This is a genomic window from Sphingorhabdus sp., from assembly GCF_046292425.1.
In the GTDB taxonomy this organism is placed as follows: Bacteria; Pseudomonadota; Alphaproteobacteria; order Sphingomonadales; family Sphingomonadaceae; genus Sphingorhabdus_B.
On sequence record NZ_JBKBQV010000066.1, the window covers coordinates 1 to 14,338 of the forward strand.

Annotated in this window: 18 protein-coding genes; 10 read left to right on the top strand and 8 right to left on the bottom strand. The window is 56.3% G+C overall.

Annotation, left to right across the window (positions count from 1 at the left end; translation table 11 throughout):
- Positions 1-58: 58 nt before the first annotated feature.
- Together ACK4S7_RS11705 and ACK4S7_RS11710 are read right to left on the bottom strand one after the other, a co-directional pair.
- Positions 59-883, bottom strand: a complete 825-nt coding sequence (locus ACK4S7_RS11705) for a DUF5935 domain-containing protein (protein ID WP_409647014.1) — start codon at positions 881-883, stop codon at positions 59-61.
- Entirely contained in the window at positions 876-1,055 is a 180-nt protein-coding gene (locus ACK4S7_RS11710) for a hypothetical protein (RefSeq protein ID WP_409647016.1), read from the bottom strand. The genes ACK4S7_RS11705 and ACK4S7_RS11710 overlap by 8 nt, the downstream gene beginning before the upstream one ends.
- 84 nt (positions 1,056-1,139) lie before the next feature.
- On the opposite strand from ACK4S7_RS11710, the gene ACK4S7_RS11715 reads away from it, so the two are divergent.
- Together ACK4S7_RS11715 and ACK4S7_RS11720 are read left to right on the top strand one after the other, a co-directional pair.
- Complete coding sequence (locus tag ACK4S7_RS11715; protein WP_409647019.1) at positions 1,140-2,363, top strand: TIGR04063 family PEP-CTERM/XrtA system glycosyltransferase; 1,224 nt, start codon at positions 1,140-1,142, stop codon at positions 2,361-2,363.
- A 27-nt stretch (positions 2,364-2,390) separates the two neighbouring features.
- The gene (locus ACK4S7_RS11720) at positions 2,391-3,263 is read left to right on the top strand and encodes a hypothetical protein (RefSeq protein WP_409647022.1); all 873 of its coding nucleotides are present in this window, start codon (positions 2,391-2,393) and stop codon (positions 3,261-3,263) included.
- On the opposite strand, the gene ACK4S7_RS11725 is transcribed toward ACK4S7_RS11720, so the two are convergent.
- On the bottom strand, positions 3,260-3,562 hold the full coding sequence (locus ACK4S7_RS11725; protein WP_409647025.1) for a hypothetical protein: 303 nt from the start codon (positions 3,560-3,562) through the stop codon (positions 3,260-3,262). The genes ACK4S7_RS11720 and ACK4S7_RS11725 overlap by 4 nt on opposite strands.
- A complete protein-coding gene (locus tag ACK4S7_RS11730; RefSeq protein ID WP_409647027.1) occupies positions 3,559-3,765 on the bottom strand; it encodes a hypothetical protein in 207 nt (68 codons plus the stop codon). Before ACK4S7_RS11730 ends, ACK4S7_RS11725 begins: the two co-directional genes overlap by 4 nt.
- A 122-nt stretch (positions 3,766-3,887) precedes the next feature.
- On the opposite strand from ACK4S7_RS11730, the gene ACK4S7_RS11735 reads away from it, so the two are divergent.
- Both ACK4S7_RS11735 and ACK4S7_RS11740 read left to right on the top strand, forming a co-directional pair.
- Positions 3,888-4,523, top strand: a complete 636-nt coding sequence (locus ACK4S7_RS11735) for a helix-turn-helix transcriptional regulator (protein ID WP_409647060.1) — start codon at positions 3,888-3,890, stop codon at positions 4,521-4,523.
- Positions 4,524-4,563: 40 nt separating this feature from the next.
- Positions 4,564-5,250: an MBL fold metallo-hydrolase gene (locus ACK4S7_RS11740; protein WP_409647030.1), complete on the top strand. Its 687-nt coding sequence runs from the start codon at positions 4,564-4,566 to the stop codon at positions 5,248-5,250.
- An 11-nt stretch (positions 5,251-5,261) separates the two neighbouring features.
- On the opposite strand, the gene ACK4S7_RS11745 is transcribed toward ACK4S7_RS11740, so the two are convergent.
- Positions 5,262-5,657: an MAPEG family protein gene (locus ACK4S7_RS11745; protein WP_409647033.1), complete on the bottom strand. Its 396-nt coding sequence runs from the start codon at positions 5,655-5,657 to the stop codon at positions 5,262-5,264.
- A gap of 198 nt (positions 5,658-5,855) precedes the next feature.
- Here ACK4S7_RS11745 and rpmF point away from each other — a divergent pair, with 198 nt between their 5' ends.
- The 5 genes from rpmF (at position 5,856) to ACK4S7_RS11770 (ending at position 8,797) form a co-directional block, all read left to right on the top strand.
- Positions 5,856-6,032: a 50S ribosomal protein L32 gene (rpmF, locus tag ACK4S7_RS11750; RefSeq protein WP_409647036.1), complete on the top strand. Its 177-nt coding sequence runs from the start codon at positions 5,856-5,858 to the stop codon at positions 6,030-6,032.
- A gap of 28 nt (positions 6,033-6,060) precedes the next feature.
- On the top strand, positions 6,061-7,080 hold the full coding sequence (gene plsX, locus ACK4S7_RS11755) for a phosphate acyltransferase PlsX (RefSeq protein WP_409647039.1): 1,020 nt from the start codon (positions 6,061-6,063) through the stop codon (positions 7,078-7,080).
- Positions 7,077-8,045: a beta-ketoacyl-ACP synthase III gene (locus tag ACK4S7_RS11760; RefSeq protein ID WP_409647042.1), complete on the top strand. Its 969-nt coding sequence runs from the start codon at positions 7,077-7,079 to the stop codon at positions 8,043-8,045. Before plsX ends, ACK4S7_RS11760 begins: the two co-directional genes overlap by 4 nt.
- 89 nt (positions 8,046-8,134) lie before the next feature.
- Positions 8,135-8,425 carry an integration host factor subunit alpha gene (locus ACK4S7_RS11765; protein ID WP_409647045.1) on the top strand — a complete coding sequence of 97 codons (291 nt, stop codon included), beginning with the start codon at positions 8,135-8,137 and terminating at the stop codon, positions 8,423-8,425.
- A gap of 6 nt (positions 8,426-8,431) precedes the next feature.
- Positions 8,432-8,797 (top strand): MerR family transcriptional regulator, encoded by a 366-nt coding sequence (locus ACK4S7_RS11770; RefSeq protein WP_409647047.1) that lies wholly within the window; start codon positions 8,432-8,434, stop codon positions 8,795-8,797.
- A 1-nt stretch (position 8,798) separates the two neighbouring features.
- Here the strand turns inward: ACK4S7_RS11770 and ACK4S7_RS11775 are convergent, their stop codons facing one another.
- The 3 genes from ACK4S7_RS11775 to ACK4S7_RS11785 are packed head-to-tail and all read right to left on the bottom strand — an operon-like array spanning position 8,799 to position 12,594.
- On the bottom strand, positions 8,799-9,320 hold the full coding sequence (locus ACK4S7_RS11775) for a GNAT family N-acetyltransferase (RefSeq protein ID WP_409647049.1): 522 nt from the start codon (positions 9,318-9,320) through the stop codon (positions 8,799-8,801).
- Positions 9,317-9,862 (bottom strand): SixA phosphatase family protein, encoded by a 546-nt coding sequence (locus ACK4S7_RS11780; protein ID WP_409647052.1) that lies wholly within the window; start codon positions 9,860-9,862, stop codon positions 9,317-9,319. The genes ACK4S7_RS11775 and ACK4S7_RS11780 overlap by 4 nt, the downstream gene beginning before the upstream one ends.
- The gene (locus tag ACK4S7_RS11785; protein ID WP_409647055.1) at positions 9,859-12,594 is read right to left on the bottom strand and encodes an ATP-dependent DNA helicase; all 2,736 of its coding nucleotides are present in this window, start codon (positions 12,592-12,594) and stop codon (positions 9,859-9,861) included. The genes ACK4S7_RS11780 and ACK4S7_RS11785 overlap by 4 nt, the downstream gene beginning before the upstream one ends.
- A gap of 38 nt (positions 12,595-12,632) precedes the next feature.
- On the opposite strand from ACK4S7_RS11785, the gene ACK4S7_RS11790 reads away from it, so the two are divergent.
- Complete coding sequence (locus ACK4S7_RS11790) at positions 12,633-14,198, top strand: lysine--tRNA ligase (RefSeq protein WP_409647058.1); 1,566 nt, start codon at positions 12,633-12,635, stop codon at positions 14,196-14,198.
- The last annotated feature ends 140 nt before the right edge of the window (positions 14,199-14,338 follow it).

The window sequence follows — 14,338 nt, forward strand, 5'->3', positions numbered from 1 at the left end:
TTACATATTCCCAGGTCCAGGCCCACACAGCAATTCGCGTCGATGCGGATTCATCCGCTTAGTAATTTTTAATGGTTTCGGCCCGGTGTGTAAAACTTGCCGGCAAAAACGGGATGGCGGCTAACCCCAGGATTGCGACAGCACCTAGATAGAGCATTCGGTGCCGGGCGTATCGCAGCAGCAAAAACCCCAGAACCGCGATGCAGACAATGCCAGTTCTGGCTTGCGTGCCAACGGGTATCAAAAGACAGGCACATATAAGGGCAGCGGCATAAAGGCGCACTTTCCAGTCCGGCGGGAACACCGTACCATGTTTTGCCAGCCAAAGGATGAGCGGAATTATCGTGATCGCAACGCACGAAATGATGCTCCCTTCGAACAGGCCACTATTGTCGTCGATCAGGATAACAAGCGACCCATATCCGCCGCCGCCTGCAGCAGTCTTGATGCCGCCTGTCACAATCAATGTGGACGCGCAAAGCACCATGGTCAGGATCGTCGCCTCAATTCGCAATTGGGTGCGCAGTGTCAGCGGCAGGAATGATGCGAAGACCAACGCTTTCCAGACCCAGTCCCATTTTTCGAGCGCGGCCACCGGCTCCGCCGCAACCGAGGTCGAGTAGCCACAATATCCGAGCAGAAAAACAAGCAGGAACCAACGCGGCGACACGCGGACGTCTTTCTTGTCGTCACTTATTACAAACCCAAGAAACGCCAGGGCAAATAATATCAAAGACAGGGGAACTGAATTTAAGAGGAAATAACTGAGCCGCTGCGGCGAGACGATGTCTACATAAGCATAGACCAATGTGAACAGAAACGGCCGCTTGAACGCCATTAGCATGATGAGGGCAATGTACCCTACAAGGACGAGATCACGCATCGGTCACATTGTTCGCCGGTGAGAAAGCGTTTTTGGCGCGTGCGGCAAAACCAGCCGGGTCTTCATCGGGCAAGGGCGGATCCTCGGCATCGAGGTCAGCGCGATGCATCAAACGCCACAGCGCTAATGCCAGCAGGGCGTGGCTTAAAAATATGGAGAAATTATCGATCAATGCTGCTTGCGTCCTGTTCCGAAGGCAGGCTTTAACAGAAACCGGTTGACGTGACGTTAAATGTTTTTTGTCATATACTTAGCCATGCCGCGTATCCTGCACGTCCTCGACCACAGCCTTCCTCTCCACAGTGGTTACACATTTCGCACGCGCGCCATTTTGAAAGCGCAGCAGTCCGCAGGGTGGGACATATCCGGTATAACCGGGCTCCGCCAATATCAGCATGGGCATCGACCGGACGCTGCGTTTGAAACGATAGAAGGCCTTCGCTTTCACCGCACGGCAACGACAGTTTCTGCCCCCAGCCCGTTGCGCGAATGGCGTGAAGTTACGGCGCTGGCCGACGCGATCGTTGCACTACACGCAAAATGGCCGTTTGAGATATTGCATGCCCATTCGCCTGCATTGAACGGATTAGCGGCATTGCGCGCTTCACGCGTGCTTGGAGTGCCGCTGCTCTATGAAATTCGTGCCTTTTGGGAAGATGCGGCAGTGGGCAATGGGACGGGCACTGAGGGGTCATTCAAGTACCGCCTGACGCGCACTTTGGAAAACTATGTGGTTCGCCAAGCAGACGCCGTCGCAGTAATTTGCGATGGCTTAAAGCAAGACTTGATTCGACGCGGCATTGCGCCTTCAAAAATTACGGTTACACCCAATGGCGTTGATTTCGAAATGTTCGGCACGACGGTCAGGCCGGACGTGGCTTTCGAACAAAGCCTTGGCCTGCGTGGCGCAAACGTCATCGGCTACATCGGCAGCTTTTACGACTATGAAGGTATTGACGTCCTGATCGATGCGATGCCTTTGATGAACAACCAAGCGCATCTGTTGCTCGTTGGTGGTGGCCCGATGGAAAGGTCATTGCGTGCCCAGTCCGAAGGTTCGCCTGTTGCGGACCGCATCCACTTTGCAGGGCGTGTGCGGCACGATGCTGTGGACCGTTATTATGGCCTCGTCGATATTCTTGCCTATCCCCGAAAACGCATGCGTTTGACCGAGTTGGTCACGCCGCTGAAACCGCTTGAGGCGATGGCGCAGGGCCGCCTTGTTGCAGCGTCGGACGTTGGGGGGCATCACGAGCTTATCCGCAATGGCGACACCGGCACGTTGTTCCCTGCGGATAATCCGGCGGCATTGGCACTGTCGCTCGATAATTTGTTGCGTAACAAAAATGCTTGGGAACCCATGCAAATCCGCGCACGGGCATTTGTGAAGCAAGAACGCAACTGGCAAGCCATCATTCGTCGTTACGATCCTGTTTACAATTCCCTGCTAATGGCCATTCAAGGCGCCAGTGCCGATTGAGGGCAGGGTGGAGACATAGGACCGACAATGCACAATAGCTTGCCCCACAACCCGGCACCTACGATGGCGATGGCAATCGTTGTGGCGGCATTGGTGGCAGCGGGCATGATGTTTGTTCCGGTGGCCGTGCTGGAAGCTATCACTGGCCCAACCGGGTTGTCAGAACTTATCCCTGCCGCTTCTGCACCGATGAGCGATGTCGCCCGCGCCTTCATCTCATATGCGGCTGGCGCAATGACGCTTGGCACTTTGACTGTGATGTTGTGCTGGCCCGATCGGCGCGATCACAACATGCGCACTCCCAAATCTGAACCTAACCACAGGTCCCAACTGGGATCGGACATTCTTGGGTATCTGTCGACAAAACTGGCCCGGGGTCAAAAAGCAGATGCCATTCGCAACTTGGAGGATGTCGCGGGATTTCGCAGTGTGGATTTAAATACTGATATGCCCGCACGCCGTCCACTGCTGGCGTCGCGGGACCTCCCCGATTTGGGCGATTCCCCGTCCGGCCCCAAGGACATTTGTCAAACAGAGAGTTTTTCGGAGCTTGGGTCAGCTTCATTCCATATGCCCATTGCCGAAGCCGCTGCTGAACCGGTGTTACAGCCAAGCACAATGGAATTGGTTGCGCAACTTGATGTAGCAGTTGCACAGCGGCTTCAAAAGCTGGCCGACACCAATGCAGTTGTGTCAGGTGATTCGTTCGAGGTGACTGAAGCCCCCGCTGACGGCGGGCCCGCGCCGCAACCGCATGATGTTCACTTGATCAGCACAGACAACGACCGTCGTCCGGTTCTTGAGCTCGTGCCATCGACATCGGCCAAAGATGATGACGCAGATGCTGCTCTGGTTGCCGCGCTCGCTACATTGCACCGCATGACCGCAAATGCCCGCTAGTCGTCGAGCAACAGGGCGTCGATAATCAGGCATGGCAGGCCGTCAGCCACTGTTTGTGTTGCGGCAATATCGGCGACGATCTGGCTTGGAAGTACAAATTCATGTCCAGATAATCGGGCCGATATGTCAGCAGAGTCCCGAATAGATATGATATTGCCAAGCTGGACGCTGAGGCAAAGCTGCGTGCCTGAAAAAGTCAGGCTATGCCAAGGACGCTGGTGAACAATGCTTATCTCCGTTGCCGGGATCAGCGACTTCAGCGCGCGTAACAGGGCGGTAATGTTTGTTTGCACGCTCATGCCTGCGGCCCGCCTTCCTCGCTAGCTTGGCGCGCGTATGTCGACATAAAAGCCCGCAATTTTGACTCCATTTCGGGTCGGATTTCGCGGCCCATCCTGATGTCCAATACAAGCCTTGGGTCTCGGGCCGCCAAGCGCCCGAATTTCGTCGGTGGCAGCTCCTGATCCCGGAGAAACCGTTCGATGAGGCGCGTAATATGCATGATGTATCCTCCAAGATCGACCCGGATTGGCTTGCCCGAATCAGTTAGAACAAATATAGAACAAAGGTGATAGGATAAATCCTACAAGTCTAGGATATTTCCAACCGAACCGGAGGAACATGATGGAGGAAGAGCCGAGGGCCGCATTGGAGCGGTTGATTGCCGAAAATGGGGATGATTTTGCTGGGCTATCCAAGCTGGTGGGTCGCAATCCTGCTTATATTCAACAGTTTATCAAGCGGGGATCGCCAAGGAAATTGCCTGAGGAGGAGCGCGGTATATTGGCGCGGTATTTCGGGGTTGAGGAAAGTTTGCTCGGTGGACCTGTTGCCAGCGCAACAACAACGGGCATTCGGCTCATTCCCAAGCTGTCAGTAGGGGCGTCGGCCGGGCCCGGCGCAATCCCGGACCGCGAAACGCTCGCCGGAAAAATTGGTTTTGATGAAAAATGGCTTCGGAAGCAGGGGCTCGACCCATCCAAGCTATCGCTGATTCAGGTCGATGGAGATTCGATGTCGCCGACGCTTAACCATGGGGACGATATCATGGTCGATAACCGCGCGGCGGTTGCGGTAGTACGTGACGGGATACATGTGATCCGCCTCGACGATGTGCTGATGGTCAAACGGCTTGCCAGCGGCCCAGGCGGGCGCTTGTCCGTCCTGTCAGACAACCCGGCCTATCCAGGCTGGCCAGATGTAGATGGCGCTGACGTCACGGTTATTGGCCGGGTGGTGTGGGCAGGGCGACGGCTCTGAAGGCTTGCCTCCGTCGCTCTTGTCGGCCACATAAGCGCGCATGTCCAACGTTACATCCACGTCCGCCAAGGTGCCGCCACTTAAGGCCGCGATCATTCCGGTCACCCCGCTGCAACAGAATTGTACGCTTTTTTGGTGTACCGAAACCAACAAGGGCGCCTTGGTCGATCCCGGCGGTGATCTCGAAAAGTTGAAGGCTGCTGTTGCGCAAACAGGTGTGCAACTTGAAAAACTGTTGGTGACGCATGGGCACCTCGACCATTGCGGACAAGCCGGGATGCTTGCGCAGGAACTCGGCCTGAAGATTGAAGGCCCGCATGAGGACGACCGTTTCTGGATCGAGAAGCTCGATGATGATGGCGCGCGCTGGGGTATGGAGGCACATAGTTTTGAGCCCGACCGCTGGCTGGTTGATGGCGACACGGTGACCGTCGGCAATCTGACGCTCGACGTCATTCATTGCCCGGGGCATACGCCGGGACATGTCATTTTTCATCACGAACCAAGCCGCCTCGCGATTGTCGGCGATGTCTTGTTCCAAGGGTCAATTGGCCGCACTGATTTTCCGCGCGGCAATCACGCAGATTTGATCAACGCCATTACGACGAAGCTCTGGCCTTTGGGGGACGAGGTAACATTCATCCCCGGCCATGGTCCAACGAGCCAGTTTGGTTATGAGCGCAAGCACAACGCCTTTGTGGCGGACGATGTGCTCGCTGCCCGGTAGGTTACTCTGACTTAAAGAACCGCGTACACCGTCCACAACGCCCAGCCAGCAAGGCCAAGTAACGTAATCATCGTCGTCAGTGTGCCGACCATCCGGCCCTTGCCAAGCGATCCGCCGTCCATGCCCAAGCCGTGAGCGAGCCGGCCGACGATGTATAATATGCCAAGGCCCCAAAGCCAGTTGTTGGTTCCGCCGGTCGCCTCAAGCGCGGCGATTAAAATCAATATAAATGGAGCGCTCTCAACAAAGTTTGCATGCGCACGCATCCGGCGGATAACAAATTCATTGCCGCCATCACCAATTGAAACGCTTTCTTTTGTGCGGGCCTGTCCACAACGGATCATCAGCCAGATGTTCACCAAGGCCGCGCCTGCGGCTATGGTAAGCGTCACGGGTAAACTCAACATATATTCTCTCCCTGTTCTTGCTCGCGTGCTTAACTGCTATCTCTCGGCTTGCAAAGCACCGAAAAACAAGTATAGCGCGCCGCTCACACAGACATGTGCGGATGACTGAGGCCGATTCTGGCGATTACTTGCCACGACCACCTCTTTCGCCTAGCATGGCCTAGAACTTATTGATTTTGAAATGGAACAGGTGCCGAAATGGCTGTCCCCAAAAGAAAAACATCTCCTTCGAAGCGCGGCATGCGTCGCAGCCACGATTCGCTCAAAGTTGCAGCGTATCAAGAATGTGCCAACTGTGGTGAACTGAAGCGTCCGCATCATCTTTGCGACTCTTGTGGTCACTATAAGGGCCGCGAAGTGGTGGCAGTCGCCTAATCCTTTCCAAGGAGAATAGCTGGTGTCGATGAAACCGCGTATCGCCATTGACGCGATGGGCGGTGACGAGGGCGTTCCTGTCATGATTGCAGGAGCGGCTTTGGCGCGTCACCGGCATGAAAGTTTCAACTTTCTATTGGTTGGCGATGAGACGCAAATCAAGGCTGCGCTCGAGAAGCATCCGAATCTGCGCGCAGCGTCGGAAATTCTTCACAGTGATATCGTTGTTACTGCCGACGACAAGGTCAGCGCTGCTTTGCGTAAGGCCAAGACCAGCTCAATGGGTATGGCAATTAATGCCGTTAAGTCTGGTGATGCCAGCGCCGCAGTGAGCGCAGGCAATACCGGCGCGTTAATGGCAACGGCCAAGCTTGCCTTGCGCACCATGCCAGGCATTGACCGGCCAGCGCTATCTGCACTTTTGCCGACGCTCGAGGACACCGATGTGGTGATGCTCGATTTGGGGGCAAACACCGAATGCGAAGCAAAAAATCTGGTCCAGTTTGCTGTCATGGGCGCCGCTTACTCCCGCATCATCTTCGGGTTTGATCGTCCGCGCGTCCGGTTGCTGAACATCGGCACCGAGGAGATGAAAGGCACTGACCAGTTGCGCGACGCGGCGCAGCATCTCCGGGACGCAACTGGACTCCACATGGATTTTCAGGGTTTTGTCGAGGCGGATAAGATTAACCGCGGCGAGTGTGACGTGGTCGTCTGCGATGGCTTCACTGGCAACATTGCATTGAAATCGATTGAGGGCACTGCGCGGTTCGTAACGGATCTTTTGCGCCGGGCATTTACCAGCTCGATCCGTTCGAAATTCGGATTTCTGGTATCACGTCCAGCAACTGAATTGCTGCGTCATCATCTTGATCCCAACAACCACAATGGTGCGGTTTTTATGGGATTGAACGGCGTTGTGGTAAAAAGCCACGGTAGCGCCAACGTCAAGGGCGTGGCGAATGCGGTCGAAGTCGCGGCGCGACTGGTCGAAGAAGATATCACCGCGCGCATCACGCAGGATCTTGCAAGGGTTCAGGGCGAGTGACCGATGTTGCTCTTCGGGCTGTCATAAAGGGCACCGGGTCGGCGCTTCCACGCCATCGTGTGTCAAATGCCGAACTGGCGGCCAAGGTTGATACGACTGACGAATGGATTACCGAGCGGACAGGCATTAAGTTTCGCCATATTGCCGAGCCTGATGAAACCACATCGACACTGGCGATAGAAGCATCGCGCAAGGCGCTGGACGCCGCAGGCATGCAGGCGAGCGATATTGACCTGATTATTTTGGCGACAGCCACCCCTGACCAGACATTCCCGGCCTCTGCCACGCTCGTGCAACACGCGCTTGGATGCAATGGCGGCGTTGCATTTGACGTAGGGGCGGTCTGCTCCGGGTTCCTATATGCCTTTTCGATTGCAGAAAGCATGATCCGTGCCGGATCGGCGACCAACGCTCTCGTGATCGGCTCCGAAACATTTAGCCGGATTCTGGATTGGGAAGACCGCACAACATGTGTGCTCTTCGGCGATGGCGCGGGCGCGGTCATCTTATCGGGCGAAGTCGGCATTCGTGGCGCATTGGCGACCAAGCTTCATGCTGATGGCCAGCATAATGAACTATTATATGTCGATGGCGGCCCGTCTACCACGGGCACGGTCGGCAAGTTGCGAATGAAAGGCCGGGAAGTGTTTCGCCACGCGGTGACCAACCTGACCAATGTCCTGCACGAGGTACTTGCCGCGACAGAACTCACGCCCGCTGATGTCGATTGGGTCGTGCCGCACCAGGCAAATGCCCGGATCATCGAGGCGACAGCCAAGAAATTGGCGCTTGATCCAGGTAAAGTTATCCTGACGGTTGATCAGCATGCAAACACGTCTGCCGCGTCCGTTCCACTGGCGTTGGATGTCGCCGTACGCGACGGCCGGATCAAGACGGGGGACATCGTCGTTTTGGAAGCCATGGGCGGCGGTTTCACCTGGGGCGCATCAATCGTCCGGATGTAGCATCTTTTAAATTATCGCTGTTTTACAAATGCCCATTTTAATGTACGTACTCATCAGTTCCATCAGAAGTCGTAGGTCCGGAGACGAAAATGGTAGATACAGGTACTTTAACTCGTGCCGATTTGGCCGAGATGTTAAACCGTCAAATTGGTTTGTCACGTGCGGATGCCGCAGCAATGATTGAATCGATACTTGACCATATGACCGTCGCATTATTAGACGGTGACAACGTGAAAATTTCTGGGTTTGGAACTTTTGTTCTTCGGGACAAGGGGCAGCGAATTGGGCGGAACCCGAAAACTGGCGTTGAAGTTCCAATCACGCCGCGCAGGGTTCTCACATTCCGTGCGAGCCAAGGCATGCGGCAAAGGGTAAAATAGCAATCTATGCGCGAAAAATCGGCTGACGCTTTCCGAACAATTGGTGAAATGGCGGAAGCGTTGGGCGTTCGCACGCACATATTGCGCTATTGGGAAGAACAGTTTCCTATGCTGAAGCCGCTGACCCGCGCTGGCGGGCGGCGGCTTTATCGCCCTGAAGATGTCGCTTTGTTGCATACCATCCATCGCTTGCTCTATAGCGAGGGCTATACGGTTAAAGGCGCACGGCGCTTTTTAACCGTGGGCGAAACAAGCGCTGGACCGGTTGAGACTGCCGCTTTATCCTCACCCAGTCAGTCGGAGTCCCGTTTGGACTTCGCGGCGCTGCAAGCAGTGCGTGACAGGTTGGCCGCCGCCTTGGCTGCCGGCTAAATCAACCCAAAAGCTTGGCGAAGACCATGTCTCGGAACGGCACCTCGCCGACCATGAACACGGTTTCGCCGATTGCGACGAACCCGGCGCGCTGGTAAAAGCCAACTGCCCGGTCATTGTTTTCGTAGACGGCAAGTAACATGCGCTTTGCGTCGCGTTTCTGCGCCACTTCAAATGCTTGGTTGAGCAATACGGCCCCGTTGCCGCCGCCCTGCCACGGGCCAAGCAAGTAGATGCGCTTCAACTCTATGTCGCCTTCCTGCTCAAGCGCGGGATGCGAAGGTGATGTCAGCATTGCATAACCAACCGGAGCACCAAGCGGGGTTTCCCCGATCACAATCTCGACGTCGCTTCGCCCGATTGCCCGCGTATAATATTCGGCACTATGCTCAGTTTGTAGATGCTCGATCATTGGTTTGCCCGGATGGTCGAAGGCAAATGTCGCCATGAAGGTCGCAGCGCCAAGATAGGCCAGTGCCTCCGCGTCGTCCGCAACTGCCTTACGCCAAGATATTGGTGTCATTCGTCTTCAGGTCCGAGGTCCGGATCAAGATCGCGTGGCCTAACGAAATGCGTAAGCTCTCCGCACCTGCGGTCGACATCAGCCCAATGCGAGATGTCCAATGTCATCCGCGCAATTGCGGCCGTGGGGTATTTTTCCCACACCAGATCGCGCAAGGGTGATGTGCCGTCGTCTGGGCACAGGTCAAACACAAGGTCTTCTAAGCCGGGATTATGACCCACCATGAGCAGATTCCTGTGTTCATCCGACTGGTCGCGCAGCACGTCCATTAATGTTGCAGATGAGGCCAGATAAATCCTGCGGTCCCAGTTCGGATCAATGCGCTCTCCGGTTCCCTTGACGAACTGGTCAATCGTTTCAATCACCCGCACCGCGGGGCTAGCTACCACATGGTCGAAGGTCAGGCCATTGCGCTTGACCCAAATGCCCATGGTTACGGCAGCCTTTTCGCCGCGCTTGTTGAGTGGCCGGTCGAAATCGCGCGGGACTGAGTCATCCCAGCTCGACTTTGCGTGGCGAAACAAGGTCAGGGTGAATGTCAAATCGGGTTGCTCTCTTCCAGTTGGTCATCCGCCTCCTGCCGCAAATTCGTATCAGACGAAAGTCCCGATTTCACTGAACGGACTGCCTCTTCCAACGTAACGCGCCGGATAGGTGTTCCCGGCGGAAAGGCAGATAACAGCCGGCTGGGTATGGCCGATGACAGCAGAACGAAATGCCCCTTGTCGCCCGCGCTCCTGATCAGGCGGCCAAAGGCCTGCGCCATTTTTGCGCGAATAATCCGGTCATCGAAATCGATGCCGCCATTTTTCAGCCGTCGCGCGCGGTGCAATATGTCAGGGCGCGGCCACGGAATTTGCTCCATGATGACAAGCCGAAGCGAATGGCCCGGAACGTCCACACCGTCGCGCAGTGCGTCCGTACCAAGCAAGGAAGCGTGCGGGTCATCACGAAAAATGTCGACGAGTGTCCCGGTGTCGATTGGATCAACATGTTGCGCATAAAGTGGCAAGCCATCACGGGCCAAACGGTCAGCGATACGTGCATAAGTCGAGCGCAAGCGACGGATCGCTGTGAACAGGCCAAGCACGCCGCCGCCGGACGCGGTTATCAGAGAAGCATATGCCCCGGCCAATGCGGCGGGATCGCCTTTTTTGATATCAGTTACGATCAGCACCTCGGCCTGTGCGGTATAATCAAACGGGCTGATCGCCGAGAAATGCGTGGCCGCCTTGTCAAGATGCAAGGCGCCCGTACGTGCTTCGGCATTTTTCCAGTCGCCGCCGCTGCGCAAAGTGGCCGATGTGGCGAGCACGCCATGGCTTGGCTTAAGCACAATGTCAGCCACTGGCTTCATCGGGTCAAGCCATCGGCGATGCATTCCGACATCCATTTCGCGTCCTTCAAACCGGTCAATGGCAAGCCAGTCGACAAATTCAGGATCCATCGGGCCGACGGCGCGCGCCAACATCGATATCCAGGCGCGCACAGTGTCGATGCGCCAGCTGAGGCTTGCCGTCGCGCCCTCAACGCGCGCTCTGGCGCTGCCATCGAGCCAATCGGGTGGATCGGCTATCATTGCCTCCAATCGCTGCCCAAGCACTGTCAGCGGCCTTGCCAGAGCCTCCAGCGCTATGGCCGCGTCTGCTGCTGCGTCCACCACGCCAGCATCGGGATCAGCAAGCTCCGTCTCCAAACCGTAGCCGCTTTCTGTGGCGTTGGTTTCGTCGCGCGCAAAAACCATCGTTCGGATAGCTGCGAGCAATCGCTCGATAGGGCCTGACGGTGTGCCTTCGGCCAAACGTGCGGGCCATCCCTCTGCAGGCAATGCTTCGGCGGCAACACGCGCCATCTCGATGGCAAGGCCGCCTTCTTCATCATAGGATGCCACGTCAGCAAGCCGCGCCGAAAGTCCGCGTCGCCGACCGCGAGCCTTGCCTTCGGGGCCAATGACCCAGCGGCGCAGCTCAATCGTTTCTTGCCCTGTCAGCGCGGCAGCAAACATTGAATCCGCAGCATCAAACAGATGATGGCCCTCGTCAAAAATGATCCGGCTTGGGCGGTTTTGTTCATCACGCCCGCGCGCCGCGTTGACCATCATCAGCGCGTGATTGGCAATGACAATTTCGGCCTGAACCGACGAGCGGGCTGCGCGTTCGATGAAGCATTTTTTATAATGCGGGCATCCGGCATAAATGCATTCGCCGCGCCGATCGGTCAAAGCGGTCGACCCATTGCGCCGGAACAAGGTCGGGAGCCATCCAGGCAAATCTCCACCAATCATGTCGCCGTCATGCGAATAGGCCGCCCAGCGTGCGACCAAATGCGCCAGGATCGCCGCGCGACCGGCAAAGCCGCCCTGCAAGGCGTCTTCCAAGTTCAACAGGCACAGATAATTTTCACGCCCCTTACGCACGACGACCTTGGACTTGAAAGTTTCATTGTCGGGGTAAATTCGTTTTGCCTCACGCACCAATTGCCGTTGAAGCGCCTTGGTAAAGGTTGAAATCCATACCGTTCCATCGGCCGCCGTTGCCCAAAGGCTTGCAGGCGCCAGATAGCCAAGCGTCTTGCCAATGCCAGTGCCGGCCTCGGCCAGTAGCATGTGCGGCTCGCCCTTGCGTGTGCGTGGTGCAAAAATCTCTGCCGCCGCTTGCGCAAAATCGCGCTGGCCTTGCCGTGTTTCCGCCGACCCGCCAACGAGCGACGCCAGTCGTTGTTGCACAGCTTCAGCCTGAAGCGTGACGACGCGCGGCGGAGTGCGGGGCGGTGCCTCCTCCCACTCAGGCAGTCGGCTGAATAACCAACGTTCGGGCCGCTCCGGCTTTCTGAGCTGCGCCAACACGACGTTTGCCCATGGCCAGCGTAGCCGCATCAGCGCTTGCGCGGAATCCCACGCGCCTTCGCGTTCTGCCCAAGCCGCGTCGCCCAGCACCGACAGCAATTTGCGCGCGGCAACGAGCAAGAACTGCGGAACCTCTTGGTCCGTAGCGGGCGGAGGCAGACCTAAGGCCTTTGCCATGCCTTTGGGCGTCGGCACTGCAAAATGTGCTGGATATATGAAAGCAAACAGTTCCAACAGGTCGAGGCCCGACAAGTCGGCATATCCCAACCGCTGCGCAACCAAGGGTGCGTTCAGCATGACCATTGGCGTTTCTGCCGCGCGACCGGCGGCTTCGCCCTTACCAATGGTTTGCACCTGTCCGCCGCTGATACCCATCCAAATGCCGGCATGGCTTGCATGGAGCGCAGGAAAGGCTAGGGGAGTTTCCATTAGCCCTGATAGGCGTATTTGGAACGAAAGAGCAACACGTGACTGACCTTCGCGATATAGCAATGGCATCAAAAGCCTGGCCTTATGAAGAGGCGCGGCGTTTGCTGAAACGCTATCCCAACGGCAAAGCAGATGGTCAGGCGATAATTTTCGAATGCGGCTATGGCCCATCGGGGTTGCCGCATATCGGCACATTCAACGAAGTTCTGCGGACGACGATGGTGCGCAATGCGTTCCGGACATTGTCAGATGCGCCGACGCGCCTGATTGAATTTTCGGACGATATGGACGGCCTGCGCAAGGTTCCGGACAATGTGCCCAACCAGGCAATGCTGACCGAACATCTGGGTAAGCCACTGTCCCGGATCCCTGATCCGTTTGAAAAGTTTGAAAGCTTTGCCGCGCATAACAATGCAATGCTGCGGGAGTTTCTTGACCAGTTCGGCTTTGAATATGAATTTATCTCGTCTTCGTCACAATATGAAAGCGGCGCGTTTGACGACGCGTTGAAAAATGTGCTGCGCAATTATCAGGGCATATTGGACATCATGCTGCCCACGTTGCGCAAGGAACGGGCAGCAACCTATTCACCGGTTTTGCCAATCAGCGAAAAGACAGGTGTTGTGCTTCAGGTACCGGTAGAAGTTGTTGATGCCGAAGCCGGCCTGATCCGTTTTGACGACAATGGCGACATGGTCACCCAGTCAGTACTGGGCGGGAAGTCAAAGCTGCAGTGGAAAGTCGATTGGGCGATGCGCTGGGTCGCACTTGGCGTCGACTATGAGATGTATGGCAAGGACCTCACCGATAGCGGCGTGCAGTCCGGCAAGATTGCGCGGCTATTGGGCGGTCGGCCTCCGGAAAGCCTCATTTACGAAATGTTCCTCGACGAAAAGGGCGAGAAGATTTCCAAGTCCAAAGGCAATGGCCTGGCGCTGGAAGACTGGCTGAAATACGGCACAGAAAACAGCGTCGCCTTTTACGCCTTCCGAGAACCCAAAAGCGCCAAGCAGCTCCATTTGGGTGTCGTACCCAAGGCGGTGGATGAATATTTCCAGTTCCGCGCGCAATGGCATGAACAACCGGTGGAAAAGCGGCTCGGCAACCCTGTGCACCATGTCCACAATGGCCAAGTGCCAGTAGGGCAGCCGCCAGTCACCTTTGGCCTGTTGCTGAACCTTGTCGGTGTAATGGGGGCAGGTGCAACAGAGGAACAGGTCTGGGCGTATCTTGGCAATTATGCCGATAATGTCTCGCCCGAAAATGCGCCTGAACTTGCAGAGCTTATTCCCATTGCTTTGGCCTATAACCGAGATTTCGTTGCGCCGACCTTGCAAAAGCGCAAACCTGAAGGTGTCGAGATTGCCGCCTTGCAACAGCTTGATGCGCGGCTTGCAGACCTGCCTGCAGATGCCACCGCCGAAGACATTCAGAATATTGTTTACGAGATCGGCAAGGAAGGCGGATTTGAAAATCTGCGGGACTGGTTCAAGGCACTGTACGAGACGCTGTTGGGCTCAAGTGCTGGGCCGCGTATGGGAAGCTTTATTGCGCTCTATGGCGTGGCCAACAGCCGCCAATTGATTGCCGAGGCGCTTGCATGACCACTATTGCGGCGCGTCTGTATCATGATGGCAAGGTCGTTCAGGAAATCGACCTTGCCAAACCGATACCGCACATCACGCGCCCCAATGATTTTATCTGGATAGGTCTCCACGAGCCTGACGACGGCACGCTTAAGCGC